We start from the raw sequence: 17,760 nt of genomic DNA on the forward strand, positions 1-17,760 counted from the left end.
GCGTGAGCGCGCCGATCGGCGCAGCACAGATGCCGTCCCCGGCCATCATCGGCCTGGGGTATGTCGGGCTGCCGTTGGCGGTGGCTTTCGGCCGGCAGCTGCCCACGCTGGGGTACGACATCGACGCTGCGCGCATCGCCGAACTGGCTGGCGGGCAGGACCACACGCTGGAGATGGAGCCGGACGAACTGGCCAGCGCGTCGCTGCTGCGCTACAGCAGCGATCCGGCGCAGCTGGACGCCTGCAACGTGTACATCGTCACCGTGCCCACACCGATCGATGCCTACGAGCAGCCCGATCTGGAGCCATTGCGCTCGGCGACGCGACTCATCGCCAGCCATCTTCGCGCCGGTGACCTGGTGATCTACGAATCCACCGTCTACCCCGGCACCACCGAAGAAGTCTGCGTACCACTGCTGGAGCAGGGCTCGGGCCTTCGCTTCAACGAGGATTTCTACTGCGGCTACAGCCCAGAGCGGGTCAGCCCTGGCGATCGTCAACGGCGCCTGGCCGACATCCGCAAGATCACGTCCGGTTCAACGCCACAGGTGGCTGCGGTGGTCGATGGCCTGTACCAGCGGATCATCACCGCTGGCACCTTCCCGGTGCCGTCGATGCGGGTCGCCGAAGCGGCCAAGGTGGTGGAGAACATCCAGCGCGACGTCAACATCGCGCTGGTCAACGAGTTGGCATTGATCTTCGACCGCCTCGGCATCGACACCCAGGATGTGCTCGACGCGGCAGGCAGCAAATGGAATTTCCTGCCGTTCCGTCCGGGGCTGGTGGGAGGCCACTGCATCGGCGTGGACCCGTACTACCTGTTGCACAAGTCCGAAAGCGTGGGCTACCACCCCGACCTCATCCATACTGCGCGGCAGGTCAACAACCGGGTGGGCGAACATGTGGCCAATCGTGTGTTGGCGATGCTGGCCGAACGCGGTCGCTCACCGGCGCACTCGCGCATCCTGGTGCTGGGCGTGACCTTCAAGGAGGACTGCCCGGACCTGCGCAACAGTCGCGCGCTGGAACTGGCCCAGCGGCTGGCCGACGGCGGCGCGCAGGTGGATGTCAGCGATCCGTGGGTGGGGCCGGCCGCACTGGCGGACGAGGGTGTGAACTGGTTGGCTGAGCCGACGGCGGGGAGCTACGACGCAGTGGTGCTGGCGGTGGCTCATGAGAGCTTCAAGGCGATGGACGATGCCCATATCCGCAGCCTGCTGGCGCCCGGTGGATTGGTCTACGACGTGAAGTCTGCCTGGCCGCGCAGCGTGGTCGACGATCGCCTGTAGGTGCTTGCGCGGTAGACTCGGGGGCAGTTGCAACCGAGGAACGCCATGCACCGGTATATCGTCTACCTGCTCGCCATCCTGATGTTTCCGATCTGCCTGTGGCTGGCCACGATCTGGCCGGCCTGGTATTGGGGCGTCGGCCTTACAGCTGCGATGGTGGCGCTGGGGACCTGGGACCTGCTGCAGAAGCGCAGCACCCTGCGCCGCAATTATCCGGTGATGGCGCACTTCCGCTACGGCCTGGAATCCATCGGCCCGGAGATCCGCCAGTACTTCGTGCAGAGCGATCTGGAGGATGTGCCGTTCTCGCGGCAGCAGCGCGCGCTGATCTACCAGCGTGCCAAGAACCAGATGGATACGGTGCCCTTCGGCACCCTGCGCAGCACCTATGCGGTGGACTACGAATGGATCAATCATTCGCTGGCGCCGACCACCATCGCCAAGCACGATTTCCGCGTGCTGATCGGTGCGAACTGTGCCAAACCCTATTCGGCGAGCGTGTTCAACATCTCGGCGATGAGTTTCGGCTCGCTGTCGGCCAATGCGATCCGCGCATTGAACGAAGGCGCGCGCCGCGGTGGCTTCTACCACGACACCGGCGAAGGCTCGATTTCACCGTATCACCGTGAGATGGGCGGCGACCTGGTCTGGGAGATCGGCTCGGGCTACTTCGGTTGCCGTGACGAGAGGGGCGGCTTCAGCGAGGAACGCTTCGCCATCAACGCCGCGCTTGAGCAGGTCAAGATGATCGAGATCAAGCTTTCGCAGGGCGCCAAGCCGGGCCACGGCGGCGTGCTGCCGGCGCCGAAGGTGACGGCTGAGATATCGGTGACGCGTGGCGTGCCGATGGGCGTGGACTGTGTTTCTCCGTCACGCCATTCGGCGTTCTCCACGCCGGTTGAACTGCTGCAGTTCGTCGCCCGCCTGCGCGAGCTGTCCGGTGGCAAGCCGGTGGGATTCAAGCTGGCGATCGGCCACCCGTGGGAATGGTTCGGCATCGCCAAGGCGATGCACGAAACCGGTCTGCTGCCTGACTTCATCGTCGTCGATGGCGCCGAAGGCGGTACCGGTGCGGCACCCGCCGAGTTCGTCGATCACGTGGGTGTGCCGATGCACGAGGCGCTGCTGCTGGTGCACAACACCCTGGTGGGCCTGGACCTGCGCGAGCACATCCGCATCGGCGCGGCCGGCAAGATAACCAGCGCGTTCGATATCGCCCGCACCATTGCGATGGGCGCCGACTGGTGCAATGCCGGGCGCGGTTTCATGTTCGCGCTGGGCTGCATCCAGTCGCTCAGCTGCCATACCGACAAGTGCCCAACCGGCATCGCTACCCAGGATCCGGCGCGCTGGAAGCATCTGGATGCACCGGACAAGGCCACGCGCGTGTACAGCTTCCACGAGCACACCCTGCACGCGCTGAAGGAGCTGCTGTGTGCGGCGGGCTTGAACGATCCGGCCGAGCTTGGCCCGGAACACATCCTGCGCCGGGTGTCGCCGGTCGAGATCCGTTCGCTGGCCTCGCTGTACCGCTACCTGGAGCCGGGCGAGCTGCTGCACAAGGTGCCCGACCACGCGGTGTTCCATTCGTTCTGGGCCGATGCGCGCAGTGATTCCTTCCAGCCGCCGCCGAAGATCCAGGCGCTGCGGGCCAGCAAGTCGCGATGAGCCGCGTTGCAGGACATGAAAAGCAGACGCATACGGAGATTGCATGCAGTTCAGGACCGGCACCAACGATGATGTAAGCACGCTGTGGGCCTTGCGAACGCGTTGCGTACGCGAGCTGTGCAGCAGCCACTATCCGCCGGAGGTGATCGCGCCGTGGTCGGCATCGCCACCGCCGGTGCAGTACTCGCGGTTGCTGGGGCAGGGCGGCTGTGTCGTCGCCGAGGATGATCGGGGCGACGTGCTGGGGTTCGGTGTGCTCGATGCCGAGGGTAATGAGATCGACGCGCTGTTCGTTGATCCGGCTCAGGGCGGGCAGGGGGTTGGCCAGGCGCTGATGCAGCGGCTGCTGGCGATGGCCGATCCAACACGCGAGGTGGTGTTGTCGGCCTCGCTCAATGCCGTGCCGTTCTACCAGCGGCAAGGCTTCGTTGCCGAACGCGAGGAACTGTATCCGCATCCCAGTGGCGTGGCATTGGCTTCGGTGAAAATGCGCCGGCCAGCCTGATGTGCCCGGCGCTACCGCACCTTGATCAACGCGTGGCCAACCACGCGGTCACGCCCTCTGCCGCGCGCAGTCCGCTGGCATAGCAGGCCGTCAACAGGTAGCCACCGGTCGGGGCTTCCCAGTCCAGCATTTCTCCCGCGCAGAACACCCCCGGCAAGGCACGCAGCATCAATCCATCGTCCAGCGCATCCAGGCGCACGCCGCCGGCGGTGCTGATCACCTCGGCCATCGGCCGCGGGCGCAGCATGCGCAGCGGCAGGTGCTTCAATGTGGTGACTACCGCGGCGAGGTCGTTGCCGGCATCCTTGCCCAGCGTTTCGAATACCAGTGCGGTCTTCACGGCGTCCAGCCCAGCCTGGCGACGCAGGTGCTCGCCGAAGCTGCGGCCCTTGCGCGGCTGCGAGAGATCGGACTGCAGGCGTGCCTCGTCGCGGCCCGGAACCAGGTCCAGCCACAGCGTGGCGTGGCCGTCGCGGTTGATGGTGTCGCGCAGGTCGGCCGACAGGGCGTAGATCAGGCTGCCTTCGATACCGTACTCGCTGGCCACGCATTCTCCCTGCAGCGAGCGGGGCTCACCGTCCAGGCCATGCCAATGTGCGACGACCGGCTTCAGCGGCGCGCCCGCATGGCGCTGCGCGAAGAACGGTGTCCACGCCACGTCGAATCCGCAGTTGGCCGATTGCAGCGGCGCGATATCCACGGCGCGGGCCTGCAATACCGGAACCCATGCGCCGTCGCTGCCCAGCTGCGGCCAGCTTCCGCCACCCAGCGCCAACACGGTCGCGTCGGCGCGCACGTCCAGCACACCCGTCTCGGTGGCAAAGCGCAGTGCGCCGTCTTCGCCCCAGCCCAGCCAGCGATGGTTGACGTGCAGGCGCACGCCCTGTTCCTTCAGCCGGCGAACCCAGCCGCGCAGCAGCGGTGCGGCCTTGCGGTCGACCGGGAACACGCGGCCGGAACTGCCGACGTAGGTGTCCACACCGAAGCCAGCCGCCCAGTCGCGCAGCGCTTGTGCGTCGAAGCCGTCCAGCCATTGGCCGACGCTGGCGGCCTGCTCGCGGTAGCGGCTGTCAAACAGCGGACGCGGGTCGGAATGGGTGAGGTTGAGCCCCCCCTTGCCGGCGATCAGGAACTTGCGGCCCGGCGAGCCCTTGGCCTCGTACAGATCAACGTCGATCCCAGCCGCGCGCAGCCTCTCAGCGGCAAACAACCCCGCCGGGCCGCCGCCGATGACGGCGACGCGGCGCGGCGGGCGTACTTCACTGCTGGACATTGAGCAGCTCGACATCGAACACCAGCGATGAACCCGCCGGGATCGGGCCGACCTGGCGATCGCCATAGCCGAATTCCGGCGGAATCATCAGCGTGCGCTTGCCACCGACCTTCATGCCGGCCACGCCTTCATCCCAACCGCGGATGACCTGGCCGGCGCCCAGCGTGAAGGTGAACGGCTCGCTGCGTTCGACCGAACTGTCGAAGGTCTTGCCGTGCTTGTTGTCGGCGCGCTCGTCGTAGATCCAGCCGGTGTAATGCACGCTGACCTTCTGGCCCGGCACGGCCTCGGCGCCGGTGCCGGGCTGGGTATCGATGCGCTCGAAAGCGGCGATGGTGCCTCCCGGCGGCGGGCCAGGCGGTTCCGACGAGCAACCAACGGCGGCGAGGGACAGCAGCAGGGGAAGCAGCAGGCGGCGCATCGGCGTCTCCGTGGGTGATGAGTCAAGGGCGGCAAGGTTAGCGCATCGGCGCCGGGTATCATTGGCACATGGCAAAACTCCTGCTCAATCTGCGCAATGTCGGCAACGACGAATATGCCGATGTCTGCACGCTGCTCGACCAGCATGGCATCGCCTGGTACCGCACCGAACCCAGCCCTTGGGGCATCTCCAATGGTGGCCTGTGGCTGCGCGAGGATACCGACCAGCCGCGTGCCAAGGCGCTGATGGCCGAGTACCAGGCGGCCCGCGGCGTGCGGGTGCGCGCCGAGCGCGAGCAGGCCCTGCGCGATGGCACCGCCGAGACCTTTGGCAGCCTGTTCCGGCGCCGCCCTGGGTTCGTGGTGCTGGTGCTGCTGGGCATGGCGGTGGCGGCGGCATTGGTGCTGTTGCCGTTCATGCTGCTGCGGGGGTAAGGGTGTTCGGCCGGGTTGCACCCGGCACCCGCAGAAGCGACGGCAACAGCAACAGCAACAGCAACAGCAACAGCAACGGCGGGCGTTCCGTGGTGGGCGGGGCGGTGTGGGCGGGCGGGGACGGCAAAAGCTGCTCCTGCGTGCCTCGTAGAGCGCCATCCATGGCGCTCTGCGCCCCCGCCTGCCCACACCGCCCCGCCTCTGACAGTTCCCGTGATCTGCGGGGTCGGATCCCTCCGCTGCGCAGAGGGCTCCGACCCGTGAATCTGTCGATGGGGGCGGTCAGGCGGTAAAATGGCGGGATGATCGCCAATACCGCTGCTTATCATTTCGCCGTCATCGACGCTCCGCAGGCCCTGTGCGACCAGCTGCAGGCGCGTGCCGAGGCGTCCGGCCTGCAGGGCACGATCCTGGTGGCGGGCGAGGGGCTGAACCTGTTCCTGGCGGGTGCACCGTCTGCGATCGATGGCTTCTATGCGGAACTGCGTGCAGATGCGCGCTTCGCCGACATGCGGGTCAAGACCAGCTTCAGCGAGCACCAGCCGTTCGCGCGGCTGAAGGCCAAGGTCAAGGATGAGATCATCAGCTTCCGCCGGGACGATGGCCAGCCGCTGGACTACCCGCGCGCGCCGGCGATCGATCCCGCCACCGTGCAGCGTTGGCTGCGGCAGGGGCACGATGATGCTGGCAAGCCGGTAGTGATGCTCGATACGCGCAACCTGCAGGAGATCGAGTACGGCACCTTCAAGGACGCGCTGGTACTGCCCATCCACAAGTTCACCGATCTGCCCGAAGCCTTGGCACCCCATCGCGAGGCGCTGAAGGACAGCACCGTGGTCAGTTTCTGCACCGGTGGCATCCGCTGCGAGAAGGCAGCGCTGTGGATGCTCAACGACGGCATGGACAACGTGCTGCAGCTCGATGGCGGCATCCTCGGTTACTTCGAGGAAGTGGGTGGCGAGGGTTACGAAGGCCGCTGCTTCGTGTTCGACGAACGCGTTGCGCTGGACGCCGAACTGAAGCCGCTGGTGGACGAGCCGTTGCCGGAACCCCGCCCCAGCGCGTTCTGACCCGCCTTGTGTAGAGCCGAGCCCACGCTCGGCTGCTGTGCACCGGGGAAATGCAGCCGAGCGTGGGCTCGGCTCTACACAGGCCGGTGGCGCTGAATCCGTCCCACAGGAATCAGCGTCCCGCTACCGGCACTGGCCGCCGGGGCGGGGCGACCCCATCAACAGGGGATCCTGTAACGGAAAACCGCCTGATGATCCCGTTGTCGATCCTCGACCTGGCCCCGGTCTGCGAGGGCAGCGATACCACTGCCGCCTTCGCCAACATGCTCGAGCTGGCCCAGCATGCCGATGCGCTGGGCTACCGCCGCTATTGGCTGGCCGAACACCACAACATGCCTGGCATCGCCAGTGCCGCTACCGCGGTGCTGATCGGCCATGTGGCCGGTGGCACCAAACGCATTCGTGTCGGCGCCGGCGGCATCATGCTGCCCAACCACGCGCCGCTGCAGGTGGCCGAGCAGTTCGGCACCCTGGCCTCGCTGTACCCGGATCGCATCGACCTGGGCCTGGGCCGTGCACCGGGTACCGACCAGCCAACTGCGCGCGCCCTGCGCCGCTATTTCGACAGCGCCGACCAGTTCCCGCAGGACGTGCGCGAGCTGCTGCACTACTTCGAGCCGGTGCAGCCCGGTCAGGCTGTGCAGGCCGTACCCGGTGGCGGGCTGCGGGTGCCGACCTGGATCCTCGGTTCCAGCCTGTTCGGCGCGCGCATGGCCGCCTCGATGGGCCTGCCGTACGCCTTCGCCTCGCACTTCGCCCCCGATTCCATGGATGAAGCGCTGGCGGTGTACCGCCGTGAATTCCGCCCTTCGGCCACGCTCAAGCAGCCGCACGCGATGCTGGCATTGAACGTGGTGGCCAGTGACAGCGAAGCCGAATCGCGCCGGCTGTTCACCAGCCAGCAGCAGAGCTTCGTCAATCTGCGTCGTGGCCGTCCGGGCAAGATCCCGGCGCCGATCGATGACATCGAAGCGTTCTGGGAACCGCACGAGAAGCTGGGCGTGGAGCGGGCGCTGGCGTGCACGGTGCTGGGTGATCCACAGCAGGTGGCCGACGGCATCGCAGCCTTCGTCGAACGCCACCAGCCCGACGAACTGATGCTTACCGCCAACCTGTACGACCATCGCGCACGCCTGCGATCGTTCGAGCTGGCGATGCACGCCTGGCACGCCCGCCACGCGGGCTGAACAATTGCGTCACGGCAATTTGCGGCGCGAACGCGTCTGATGGGGTTCCCCTCTCTGGAGTCCCCCATGGACGAGTCCCGCACCGAACACATTGCCCGGCTGGCCGAACTGATCAAGGACGTGGAGGTGGCGATGTTCACCACCCGCGGCGTCGACGGGCGTCTCTACAGCCGCCCGCTCGGCACCCAGCAGGTCGCCTTCGATGGTGACCTGTGGTTCGCCACCGCTGCAGACAGCCCCAAGGTGGCGGAGATCGCGCTCGACCCACGGGTCAACGTGGCCTATGCCTCACCGTCGAAGAACACGTATGTCTCGGTGGCGGGTGTGGCGCGCATCGTCGATGACCGCGCCAAGGTCGAAGAGCTTTGGTCGCCGGCGATGAAGCTGTTCTTTCCCGGTGGTCCCGATGATCCGAAATTGCGGTTGATCCACGTGCGTGCGGAGACCGCCGAATACTGGGACGGGCCGGGCACGCTGCTGGGCTCGGCCCTTAGTTTCGTGTTGTCGGCCGTGCAGGATGAGCCGGCACAGTTGGGCGACAACGGCTTCATCGACCTGCGTTGAGGTGCCGCATCCACGCATGGCGTGGATCTACTGGGTTCAAGGTAGATTCGCGCCACGCGTGGATGCAGGTGATCCGAAGTAGATCCACGCCATGCGTGGATGCAGGTGATTCGAAGTAGATCCACGCCATGCGTGGATGGGAAACGCCCGGAAATTGCCTGCGCTCAGAACCAGCGCTGGAACAGTTCGACGGTGTAACCCACCAGTTGCCCGGAACTGAAACCAAAGAATGCGATCGCCACCACGGCAGCCACCCAGTTGAACAACATCAGCGCACCGTCGCGCTCGAGCAGCGCCAGCGCGAACAGCAGCAGCTGGAAACCAAACAGGTAGTTGGTGAATGGAATCGGCAGCGACAGCAGCAGGCCCAGCAGCACCAGCAGCAGGCCGCTGAAGGCGTGGGCGGGGGCAGGCGTCAGCATCTGTGGCATGCGCGGCTTGAGCATGCGGTCGAGGCGGCGCAGGGCACCGTCGATGCGGTCCAGGAACCGGTGCATGGTGCCGCGCTTTGGCCCGCGACGGGCGACGAAGCCGGGCAGCCAAGGCCGGCGCATGCAGAACAGCATCTGCAGGCCGATAAGGATCACCAGCGGCCCGCTGACCGCGCCGCCCAGCCCCGGGATGGGGATGAAGGTCGGCAGGATGGCGACGAACAGGAACACACCGAAGGCACTCTGCTGCAGATCCTGCAGGATCTGCCCCAGCTTCATGTGCTGGGCCGGGTCACCGAAGGCGAACATCGCCAGCAGGGTGCGGATGCCCTCGTTGCGGTACTCCGGCGACGCAGCGCCGGGGCCGGACTCAGGCGGTGAGCTCATCGGCCTGCTCATCGGACAGGGTGCGAAGCAGCAGCTTGTCCACGCGCGCACCGTCCAGATCGACCACCTCGAAGCGCCAGCCGGCCCAGTCGAAGTACTCGCCCGCGTGCGGGATGCGACCGAAGAAGTGGATGCACATGCCGGCCAGGGTGTAGTAGTCGCCATCCTCGGCGTCGGGCAGGTCGTTGCTGCCGATCAACTCGCGCAGGTCCTCGATCGGCAGCGAGCCGTCCACCAGCAGCGAACCGTCTTCACGGGTCACCACCAGCGCGTCTTCGTCGGCATTCTCTGTCGCCTGCAGGCGGCCGACCACCGCGCCCATCAGGTCACTGATGGTCACCAGACCTTGGATCTCGCCGTACTCGTCCACCACCAGCGCCATCGACTGCTGTTCTTCGCGGAAGATCTCCAGCAGCTTCATCGCATGGGTGGATTCAGAGACGTACAGCGGCTCGCGCAGGGTCTGGAACAGCGCGTTGTCGCCGCGTGCCATGCGCGTGGCCAGCGATTTCAGCTCAAGCACGCCGACCACGTCCATGTCGTTGTCGCGGTACACCGGGTACCGCGAGAACTCATGCTCGGCCATGATCTCCAGGTTCTTGTCCAGGCCACCCAGCGTGTCCAGCCAGGCGATCCGGTTGCGCGGGGTCATCAGGCTGTCGGCGGTACGGTCGCCCAGGCGCATCACGCGGTTCATCATGTCGCGTTCGTGGCTGTCGATCACGCCGGCTTCGTGGCTCTCGGCCACCAGCATGCGGATCTCCTCTTCAGTGACCGAGGCGACCTCGTCCTTGCCCAGGCCGAACAGGCGCAGCACCAGCTGGGTGGTCTTTGACAGCAGCCAGACGAAGGGGAAGGCCAGCTTGGCCAGCCAGCTCATCGGCAGCGCCACCAGTCCAGCGATGTCCTCCGAGCGGGTCAGGGCCAGGCGCTTGGGCACCAGTTCGCCGAAGATCAGCGTGATGAAGGTGATGAAGGTGACTGCCAGCGCCTTGCCAACCGCGCCGGCATAGGCGAAGCCCGGCATCAGCCCCTGGATCCAGCCGCCGATGGCCTCGCCCAGCGCTTCGCCGCCGAGGAAGCCGGTCAGCACGCCGATCACGGTGATGCCGATCTGTACGGTGGACAGGAACGCTTCCGGCTTCTCCGACAGCTCAAGTGCCTTGGCCGCGCGCTTGGAGGTGCCGGCCAGCTGCTTCAGCCGGCTCTTGCGCGAGGTCATGACCGACATCTCGGACATGGCAAAGAAGCCGTTCAACAGAACGAGCGCGAAGACAATCAGGATCATTTCAAACACGGGCATCGTCCCCGGTTGGTGGCAGGGAGGGCGGGTGCTTGCGATGGCGGCAGGCGCTCAGGAACAGGGTCCGGCGCGGCGCTGGGGGATAAGGGTCGTCGTCCATAAGGTGCGCCCGAGGGCGCGCTGGCATCTTAGCAAAGGGCCGTGGCTGGGTGGCAAATGCCTGTTCAGTTTTGGGCCTTCCAGCCCCGAAAAGGGGGCAGGGATACCCGTGATGGTCATCTAGCCGTCATAATTCGCCCTGGTGCCGTCCTTCCCGCGACGGCTGACAGGTTTCTCAATGTTCTCTCTGCAGACCATTTTCGGTTCCGGCAAACAGTTCTACACCCTGCTCGATGAGGCTGCCGTCGCGGCTTCCGATGCCGCCAAGGCACTGCATTCGATGCTGCGCGACGCCGATCGCCAGCCCGCCCTGGATGCCTTCAAGCTGGCGCGTCTGCGCGAACGCGCGGCCTCGGACAAGATCAGCCAGGCGCTGGTGGACAGCTTCATGACCCCGATCGAGCGCGAAGACATCGAAGCGCTGGGCTCGGCCCTGTACAAGATTCCCAAGCAGATCGAGAAGTTCGCCGATCGCTATTCGCTGGCCACGACCCACCTGGAGCACATCGACTTCGCGCCGCGCGCGGCGATGCTGGAGCAGGCCGCCGGCGTGGTGGTGGAGATGGTCGCCGACCTGCGCCACATGAACCTGGACCGGATGACCGCGCTCAACGAGCGCCTGCGTTCGCTGGAAAACGAAGCCGACCGCCTGATGCTCGAGCTGTACCGCGACATCTACTCCGGTCGCCTGGACAACCTGCAGATGTTCCTGCTGAAGGAATTCTTCGAGATCCTGGAAAAGGCCATCGACCGCTGCCGCGAAGCCGGTGTGGTGGCGTACCAGATCGTGTTGAAGAACAGCTGACGGACGCCACAGCATGCTGACCCTCGTTCTGGTGGTGATCCTGGCCGCGCTCGTTTTCGAGTTCATCAACGGCTTCCACGACACCGCCAACTCCATCGCCACCGTGGTGGCGACCAAGGTGCTCTCGCCCGGTTGGGCGGTGATGCTCGCCGCGTTCATGAACCTGCTCGGTGCACTGACCGGCACCGCCGTGGCCCTGACCATCGCATCGGGCCTGCTCAACACCAACGTGGTCGATGTGACCCCGCAGGTGATCCTGTGCGCGCTGCTGGGCGGCATCATCTGGAACCTGATCACGTGGTGGAAGGGCCTGCCGTCCTCGTCCTCGCACGCGCTGATCGGCGGCCTGTGTGGTGCCGGCCTGGCCGCAGCCCACAACAACTGGGATGCGCTGATCTGGTCGGAACGCTTCGGCAGCTGGGTGCAGAACAAGGGCCTGCTGTGGAAGGTGTTCGTGCCGATGATCACCTCGCCGATCGCCGGCTTCCTGCTCGGCATCGTGGTGATGGTGCTGCTGTGGGCATTGATCGCAGGCCTGGCCAAGATCGGCGGCGCGATCGGTCGGCTGGCACGCCCGCGCATCGTCAATGCGTTCTTCGGCAAGGCACAGATCGCCTCGGCGGCCTACATGGGCTTCGCCCACGGCCACAACGATGCGCAGAAGACCATGGGCATCATCGCCATGACCCTGATCGGTGCCGAAGCGACCGGTGCGTTGAACGACCTGCCGTCGTGGCTGGCCTTCATGCATCCGGACGCGCACGCCGGTGATGGCATCGCCATGTGGATCGTGCTGACCTGCGCCGTGGTGATGGCCGCCGGTACCGCCTCGGGCGGCTGGAAGATCATCAAGACCCTGGGCCACAAGATGGTCAAGCTGCATCCGATCCACGGTTTCGCCGCGGAAACGAGCTCGGCCACCGTGCTGACCGTGGCTGCCCACTTCGGCATGCCGGTGTCGACCACCCACAGCATCTCGACCGCGATCATGGGCGTCGGCTTCGCCAAGAACCCGCGTTCGCTGCGTCTGGGCGTGATCGAGCGCATCGTCTGGGCCTGGATCCTGACCATCCCGGCGGCAGGCGGCTGCGCCTACCTGATCCTGAAGCTGTTCGAGCTGTTCGGCTGGGCCTGAAGCCCGAGGCATTGAGGGCAGAGCCCTTTCCCTACGGGAAAAGGATCTGACCCCGGCAAATCAAAAAGCCCGCCGGATTCCGGCGGGCTTTTTTCATGGCAGATCATTTTCCCGTATCCACGCATGGCGTGGATCTACTGCAGGTCGCGTGAACCTGCCAGCGACGGGGTGGGGTGGGTGTGCAGGACCGTTGGCGCCATGGATGGCGCCATCGAGCCCCCAAGGACGGGTTTACGGCGTGTCCTGCACACCCACCCCATCCCGCCGCCCTCCAGAGACCGAGCCTTTGCCGTTGCTCCGGCCTCTGCGGGTGCCGGGCCGCAGGCCCGGCCCACACACCCCTCAATTACGCTGGAACAGCGCCTGCACATCCCTGCGGAACGCCGCCTGGCTGTCAGCCCTGCTGTAGAACATGTGCCCGCCTGGATAGCTGCGCACCTGCACGCGGTCCGGATTGCTGCCCATCGTCGGCATCTGGTCCACCGTCAGGATCGAGCCCATGAACGGGCACGACAGGTCATTCCAGCCATGCACGATCAGCACCTGCAGATGCGGGTCGATCGCCACCGCCTGGCGCAGCTGGGTCACTGCACCCTCGCGCAGGTCGCCATTGCGATCCCACAGACGGTTCACGTCGTAGTTCAGCGCCTGGTAGCGCGCATCTACCTTCCAGCCGACCTCGCGGGTGACGAAGTCGACCATCGCGGTGGTGGTCGGCGCGATGATGCTGTCCAGCAGCGGATCGTTGGCGCGCTGCTCCGGATCGTTCGGGAACGGATCGAACGCGGTGACGTTGGAGTCGTAGCGGCTGCCCAGCGTGCCCTTGTCGCGGAACACCTCGCGCAGGTAGGCCTGGGTCTCCAGGCGGCCGCCGGCGCGGCGCACGAACTGCGGGTCCAGGCCGGTCAACGCGGCCACCCGGCGCAGCATCGCCTCGGTCGCCTGCGGATCACTGCGGCCCTTCATCAACGCAGTGGCGTAGTCGCCGCGGGTGTACTCCACCACCTCGCGCATCGCCGCGTCGGTCAGCTTGCCCTGGCGCTCCAGGTGCGCGGCCGCGATCGAGGGCAGGGTCTGCATCCACGCCATCGGCGAAACATCGGCGTTGTCTTCCAGGGTCGGGCTCAGGTACGGCGACACCAGCACCAGGCCGTTCATCGCCACGCCCAGGCGGGTCTGCAGGAAGTGGGTGATGCGCGGGCCGCGGTAGCCGCCGTAGCTCTCGCCGGTCAGGTACTTGCGCGCGCCCATGCGCTGGTTGCGCAGCAGCCAGTCGTAGATCGAGCGCGACAGGTACTCGATGTCGGCGCTGGGGGTGTACAGCTGCTTCTTCGCTTCGTCATCGCCGATGCGCGCGCGGCTGAAGCCGGTGCCTACCGGGTCGATGAACACCAGGTCGGTGAAGTCCAGCCAGGTGCCGGGGTTGTCGTGCAGCTTCGCTGGCGCCGATGCGCTGTCGCCTTCCGAACCAAAGGTCACCACCTTCGGGCCGATGGCGCCCAGGTTGAGGTACACCGACGACGCGCCGGGGCCGCCATTGAGGGCGAAGGTCACCGGCCGGTCCTTGCCCGGCATCGTGTAGGCGGTGAACACCACATCGGCGATCACCTTGCCCTTCGCATCGCGTACCGGCAGCGTGCCGACGGTGGCGGTGTAGTCGAGGGTGCGGCCCGCCAGGCGCATGCTCTGCCGAGCCGACGCATCGGCCGGCAGCGGAGCGGCCTCGGTCTTTTCTTCTTTCGTTTCGGAGGCGCTGTCAGCAGCAGGAGCGGCCAGTACGCAGACAGGGGCGATCAGCAGGCCGACGCAGAGCGCGGCAGAGTGCAGCAGGAACTTCATGGCACCGGAACGGCAGCGGAAGGGACCCCGATGCTAGGACGGGGTGCCGCCTACCGTATGTGTCCAAAGGCATGGGCCAGCGTTGCGGCCTGATCCGGTCAAGCCGAGGTGGCAGCTGGCGCAGCGTCGTCGGCCAGCAGCCCATACACGGCCGAGTCCGACAGTTCACCGCGGATACGCCAGCGCTGCCGCAGCAGGCCTTCGCGGTGGAAACCCAGGCGTTCGAGCACATGTGCCGAGGCCTCGTTGCGTGGATCGATCTCGGCTTCCACCCGATGCAGTTGCAGGGTGTTGAACAGATAGGCCAGCACCCGCTGCAGCGCTTCATGCATGTAGCCATGGCCCTGCCTCCCAGGTGCCAGCAGATAGCCTATTTCGGCGCGGGCGGCGTCGCGATCCAGCGCAAACACCACGCAGATGCCCAGCAGCGGGCCGTCCACCGATTCGCGCAGGGCCAGCTTCAATTGCGTGCCGGTCGCCTGTGCGGCGAGGTCGTCGTCGATCTGCGCGCGTGCTTCGGCGGGACGCGTCCACGCCGGGTGGTTCCACCAGTGCATCACGTCCGGGTCGGATTGCAGGGCGAACAGGGCCGCGGCGTCATCGCGGCGGATGGGGCTCAGCACCAGGCGCGCGCTGTGCAGCGGCAGCCCGGGAAACAGCAGCGAGTTGGCGGGCAATGGGGTCGTCCACGCGGATAAGCGCGCATTATGGACCCGCAGGGTTTGCCGATGGGGGCGTGATGTCTGTAGAGCCGAGCCGATGCTCGGCTGCCCGGCACGGCGCGAAATGCAGCCGAGCGTGGGCTCGGCTCTACAGGAGGGCCGCGAGCGTCAGACTTCCAGCGAAGCCAGATCGCCCTTGCTCTCCAGCCAGCCCTTGCGATCCGATGCACGCTTCTTGGCCAGCAGCATGTCCATCAGCGAGCTTGTCTGCTCGCGATCGTCGACGGTCAGCTGCACCAGGCGACGGGTGTCCGGGTGGATGGTGGATTCACGCAGCTGCGGCGGATTCATCTCGCCCAGGCCCTTGAAGCGGGTCACGTTGATGGCGCCCTTGATCTTCTCGCGTTCGATCTTGTCCAGCATCGAGCGCTTCTCTTCCTCATCCAGGGCGTAGAACACCTGCTTGCCCACGTCGATGCGGAACAGCGGCGGCATCGCCACGAACACGTGGCCGGCATCGACCAGTGCCGGGAAGTGCTTCAGGAACAGTGCGGTCAGCAGGGTGGCGATATGCAGACCGTCCGAGTCGGCATCGGCGAGGATGATCACCTTGCCGTAGCGCAGGCCACTGATGTCCTCCTTGCCCGGATCGCAGCCGATGGCCACCGCCAGGTTGTGCACTTCCTCCGAGGCCAGCACGCTGTTGGAGGACACTTCCCAGGTGTTGAGGATCTTGCCGCGCAGCGGCAGGATCGCCTGGAAGTCCTTGTCGCGGGCCTGCTTGGCGCTGCCGCCTGCCGAGTCGCCCTCGACCAGGAACAGTTCGGTGCGCGACAGGTCCTGGCTGATGCAGTCGGCCAGCTTGCCGGGCAGGGCAGGGCCCTGGGTGACCTTCTTGCGGACAACCAGTTTCTCGGTCTTCAGGCGCGCGCTGGCGCGTTCGATGGCGATCTGCGCGATCTTCTCGCCCAGCTCCACGTTCTGGTTCAGCAGCAGGCTGAACGCATCGTGCGCGGCGCCTTCGACGAAACCGGCGGCCTGGCGCGAGGAAAGGCGTTCCTTGGTCTGGCCGCTGAACTGCGGGTCAGTCATCTTCAGCGACAGCACGAACGACACGCGGTCCCACACGTCTTCCGGGGCCAGCTTGACGCCGCGCGGCAACAGGTTGCGGAAGTCGCAGAACTCGCGCAGCGCTTCGGTCAGGCCGGTGCGCAGGCCGTTGGCGTGGGTGCCGTGCTGCGCGGTCGGGATCAGGTTGACATAGCTTTCCTGCACCAGCTCGCCTTCCGGCAGCCAGGCCACGGCCCAGTCCACGATCTCGGTGTCTTTCTTCAGGTTGCCGACGAACAGATCGGCCGGCAGCGATTCGCGATCGCCCAGCTCCATCTTCAGGTAGTCGCGCAGGCCGTCTTCGTAGTACCAGGTATCGACTTCACCGGTGGCTTCGTCGGTCAGCTTGACGGTCAGGCCGGGGCACAGCACGGCCTTGGCGCGCAGCAGGTGCTTGAGCGCACGCACGGCGAACTTGGGCGTATCGAAGTACTTCGGGTCCGGCCAGAAGCGCAGGCGGGTACCGGTGTTCTTCTTGCCGACGGTGCCGACCACTTCCAGCGGCGAGGCGCGGTCGCCGTTGCGGAAGGTGATGCGATGTTCGGCACCTTCGCGCTTGATGTGGATTTCCACCAGGGTCGACAGCGCATTGACCACGCTGACGCCGACGCCATGCAGGCCGCCGGAGAAGGTGTAGTTGTTGTTGTTGAACTTGCCGCCGGCATGCAGGCGGGTAAGGATCAGCTCGACGCCCGGGATCTTCTCTTCCGGATGGATGTCCACCGGCATGCCGCGGCCGTCATCGCTGACCTCCACGCTGCCGTCCTTGAACAGGGTGATCTCGATCGAGCGGGCATGGCCGGCGAGGGCCTCGTCCACCGAGTTGTCGATCACTTCCTGCGCCAGGTGGTTCGGGCGCGCGGTGTCGGTATACATGCCGGGGCGGCGCTTGACCGGGTCAAGGCCGGACAGGACTTCAATATCGGCGGCGTTATAGCGGGCGTTCATCTGTCTTCGAAAGCGTGGAGCGACGGGCAAGTGTGCGGTCTGGACCGGGAATTTGCACGCCTGCGGTTCAGCCTCGTTGGCGGGGAGGGGGTAAAATGGCAGCCGCTGGAACCGAACACCGGCGCCCCCCACATCCGAGCCATACCGCGAGGAGGACTCCATGAAGAAGTTGCTGACCATTGCGATCCTGGCTGCCGCCGCTGTTGCAGTGCCGATGGTGCTGGCGCAGAACGCCGGCCAGCCTGCTCCGCAGCAGGGTGACCAGGCCGACAAGGCGCAGTCCGAAGCCGACGCCAAGGCCAAGCGCCGCGCGCAGGCCAATGCCGAGATGAAGGCCAAGGGCCAGCCGGTGCCGCAGCAGGAAGAAGAGGAAGAGGCACGCAAGAAGAAGTAATTCTTCTGCCCCTGCGAAGCCCTTGCCACAAGGGTTTCACCCATGAGCGCCCCGCCCAGCGGGGCGTTTCTTTTTGCCGATGGCGTCACCTGCCCCTTGGGTTGGCGGCCATCTATCTGTAAACTATGGCTTTCCGGGAGTAAGTGCGTGTCCACCATTTGCGAATGGGCTGGCACGGCCAAGCGTGGCCTCCAGCAAAGCGGGTCGCAGGTGACGGTCGAAGTGACCGGCACGGC

Annotated in this window: 17 protein-coding genes; 10 read left to right on the plus strand and 7 right to left on the minus strand. The window is 66.1% G+C overall.

Annotated elements, in window-relative coordinates; genetic code table 11:
* The first annotated feature begins 2 nt into the window (after nt 1-2).
* Genes QP457_RS08155 through QP457_RS08165 form a run of 3 tightly spaced genes read left to right on the plus strand, consistent with a single transcriptional unit; the run spans nt 3 to nt 3,462 of the window.
* Nucleotides 3-1,289 carry a nucleotide sugar dehydrogenase gene (locus QP457_RS08155; RefSeq protein WP_100552122.1) on the plus strand — a complete coding sequence of 429 codons (1,287 nt, stop codon included), beginning with the start codon at nt 3-5 and terminating at the stop codon, nt 1,287-1,289.
* A gap of 45 nt (nt 1,290-1,334) precedes the next feature.
* Nucleotides 1,335-2,957, plus strand: coding sequence for an FMN-binding glutamate synthase family protein (locus tag QP457_RS08160; RefSeq protein WP_180167597.1), 1,623 nt, complete (start codon nt 1,335-1,337; stop codon nt 2,955-2,957).
* Nucleotides 2,958-3,000: 43 nt separating this feature from the next.
* Nucleotides 3,001-3,462, plus strand: coding sequence for a GNAT family N-acetyltransferase (locus QP457_RS08165; protein WP_180167596.1), 462 nt, complete (start codon nt 3,001-3,003; stop codon nt 3,460-3,462).
* Nucleotides 3,463-3,487: 25 nt separating this feature from the next.
* Here QP457_RS08165 and QP457_RS08170 read toward each other — a convergent pair whose 3' ends face one another.
* A complete protein-coding gene (locus tag QP457_RS08170) occupies nt 3,488-4,735 on the minus strand; it encodes a TIGR03862 family flavoprotein (protein WP_240196352.1) in 1,248 nt (415 codons plus the stop codon).
* On the minus strand, nt 4,722-5,156 hold the full coding sequence (locus QP457_RS08175; protein ID WP_205403933.1) for an FKBP-type peptidyl-prolyl cis-trans isomerase: 435 nt from the start codon (nt 5,154-5,156) through the stop codon (nt 4,722-4,724). Before QP457_RS08175 ends, QP457_RS08170 begins: the two co-directional genes overlap by 14 nt.
* A gap of 68 nt (nt 5,157-5,224) precedes the next feature.
* Here QP457_RS08175 and QP457_RS08180 point away from each other — a divergent pair, with 68 nt between their 5' ends.
* The 4 genes from QP457_RS08180 (at nt 5,225) to QP457_RS08195 (ending at nt 8,411) form a co-directional block, all read left to right on the plus strand.
* Nucleotides 5,225-5,590, plus strand: a complete 366-nt coding sequence (locus tag QP457_RS08180; protein WP_100552127.1) for a DUF6164 family protein — start codon at nt 5,225-5,227, stop codon at nt 5,588-5,590.
* 302 nt (nt 5,591-5,892) lie between these two features.
* Nucleotides 5,893-6,660: a sulfurtransferase gene (locus QP457_RS08185; RefSeq protein ID WP_205403932.1), complete on the plus strand. Its 768-nt coding sequence runs from the start codon at nt 5,893-5,895 to the stop codon at nt 6,658-6,660.
* A 191-nt stretch (nt 6,661-6,851) separates the two neighbouring features.
* A complete protein-coding gene (locus QP457_RS08190; RefSeq protein ID WP_180167592.1) occupies nt 6,852-7,847 on the plus strand; it encodes an LLM class flavin-dependent oxidoreductase in 996 nt (331 codons plus the stop codon).
* Between the two features lie 66 nt (nt 7,848-7,913).
* Nucleotides 7,914-8,411 (plus strand): pyridoxamine 5'-phosphate oxidase family protein, encoded by a 498-nt coding sequence (locus QP457_RS08195; RefSeq protein WP_205403931.1) that lies wholly within the window; start codon nt 7,914-7,916, stop codon nt 8,409-8,411.
* Between the two features lie 164 nt (nt 8,412-8,575).
* Here QP457_RS08195 and QP457_RS08200 read toward each other — a convergent pair whose 3' ends face one another.
* Nucleotides 8,576-9,229: an exopolysaccharide biosynthesis protein gene (locus QP457_RS08200; RefSeq protein WP_205403930.1), complete on the minus strand. Its 654-nt coding sequence runs from the start codon at nt 9,227-9,229 to the stop codon at nt 8,576-8,578.
* Entirely contained in the window at nt 9,213-10,517 is a 1,305-nt protein-coding gene (locus tag QP457_RS08205) for a hemolysin family protein (protein ID WP_223880018.1), read from the minus strand. Before QP457_RS08205 ends, QP457_RS08200 begins: the two co-directional genes overlap by 17 nt.
* A gap of 292 nt (nt 10,518-10,809) precedes the next feature.
* On the opposite strand from QP457_RS08205, the gene QP457_RS08210 reads away from it, so the two are divergent.
* Nucleotides 10,810-11,436, plus strand: a complete 627-nt coding sequence (locus QP457_RS08210) for a DUF47 family protein (protein WP_025878890.1) — start codon at nt 10,810-10,812, stop codon at nt 11,434-11,436.
* Between the two features lie 13 nt (nt 11,437-11,449).
* Entirely contained in the window at nt 11,450-12,571 is a 1,122-nt protein-coding gene (locus QP457_RS08215; protein WP_099820083.1) for an inorganic phosphate transporter, read from the plus strand.
* A 342-nt stretch (nt 12,572-12,913) separates the two neighbouring features.
* Here QP457_RS08215 and QP457_RS08220 read toward each other — a convergent pair whose 3' ends face one another.
* The 3 genes from QP457_RS08220 to parE form a co-directional block, all read right to left on the minus strand.
* Nucleotides 12,914-14,410 carry a S10 family peptidase gene (locus QP457_RS08220; RefSeq protein WP_205403929.1) on the minus strand — a complete coding sequence of 499 codons (1,497 nt, stop codon included), beginning with the start codon at nt 14,408-14,410 and terminating at the stop codon, nt 12,914-12,916.
* A gap of 98 nt (nt 14,411-14,508) precedes the next feature.
* Entirely contained in the window at nt 14,509-15,087 is a 579-nt protein-coding gene (locus QP457_RS08225) for a GNAT family protein (protein WP_205403928.1), read from the minus strand.
* 153 nt (nt 15,088-15,240) lie between these two features.
* Entirely contained in the window at nt 15,241-17,130 is a 1,890-nt protein-coding gene (gene parE, locus QP457_RS08230; protein ID WP_205403927.1) for a DNA topoisomerase IV subunit B, read from the minus strand.
* Nucleotides 17,131-17,290: 160 nt separating this feature from the next.
* Here parE and QP457_RS08235 point away from each other — a divergent pair, with 160 nt between their 5' ends.
* Nucleotides 17,291-17,524, plus strand: a complete 234-nt coding sequence (locus QP457_RS08235) for a hypothetical protein (RefSeq protein WP_089240228.1) — start codon at nt 17,291-17,293, stop codon at nt 17,522-17,524.
* Nucleotides 17,525-17,760 lie beyond the last annotated feature (236 nt).

The sequence above is a fragment of the Stenotrophomonas sp. As-7 genome (assembly GCF_030291015.1).
GTDB classification, from domain to species: Bacteria; Pseudomonadota; Gammaproteobacteria; order Xanthomonadales; family Xanthomonadaceae; genus Stenotrophomonas; species Stenotrophomonas lactitubi.

Bases quoted from the DNA above. Each gene is read 5' to 3' on its own strand.
- QP457_RS08180 (WP_100552127.1), top strand. From the start codon at position 5,225: ATGGCAAAACTCCTGCTCAATCTGCGCAATGTCGGCAACGACGAATAT.
- QP457_RS08185 (WP_205403932.1), top strand. From the start codon at position 5,893: ATGATCGCCAATACCGCTGCTTATCATTTCGCCGTCATCGACGCTCCG.
- QP457_RS08190 (WP_180167592.1), top strand. From the start codon at position 6,852: ATGATCCCGTTGTCGATCCTCGACCTGGCCCCGGTCTGCGAGGGCAGC.
- QP457_RS08160 (WP_180167597.1), top strand. From the start codon at position 1,335: ATGCACCGGTATATCGTCTACCTGCTCGCCATCCTGATGTTTCCGATC.
- parE (WP_205403927.1), bottom strand. From the start codon at position 17,130: ATGAACGCCCGCTATAACGCCGCCGATATTGAAGTCCTGTCCGGCCTT.
- QP457_RS08220 (WP_205403929.1), bottom strand. From the start codon at position 14,410: ATGAAGTTCCTGCTGCACTCTGCCGCGCTCTGCGTCGGCCTGCTGATC.
- QP457_RS08195 (WP_205403931.1), top strand. From the start codon at position 7,914: ATGGACGAGTCCCGCACCGAACACATTGCCCGGCTGGCCGAACTGATC.
- QP457_RS08175 (WP_205403933.1), bottom strand. From the start codon at position 5,156: ATGCGCCGCCTGCTGCTTCCCCTGCTGCTGTCCCTCGCCGCCGTTGGT.
- QP457_RS08170 (WP_240196352.1), bottom strand. From the start codon at position 4,735: ATGTCCAGCAGTGAAGTACGCCCGCCGCGCCGCGTCGCCGTCATCGGC.
- QP457_RS08165 (WP_180167596.1), top strand. From the start codon at position 3,001: ATGCAGTTCAGGACCGGCACCAACGATGATGTAAGCACGCTGTGGGCC.
- QP457_RS08215 (WP_099820083.1), top strand. From the start codon at position 11,450: ATGCTGACCCTCGTTCTGGTGGTGATCCTGGCCGCGCTCGTTTTCGAG.
- QP457_RS08235 (WP_089240228.1), top strand. From the start codon at position 17,291: ATGAAGAAGTTGCTGACCATTGCGATCCTGGCTGCCGCCGCTGTTGCA.
- QP457_RS08205 (WP_223880018.1), bottom strand. From the start codon at position 10,517: ATGATCCTGATTGTCTTCGCGCTCGTTCTGTTGAACGGCTTCTTTGCC.
- QP457_RS08210 (WP_025878890.1), top strand. From the start codon at position 10,810: ATGTTCTCTCTGCAGACCATTTTCGGTTCCGGCAAACAGTTCTACACC.
- QP457_RS08200 (WP_205403930.1), bottom strand. From the start codon at position 9,229: ATGAGCTCACCGCCTGAGTCCGGCCCCGGCGCTGCGTCGCCGGAGTAC.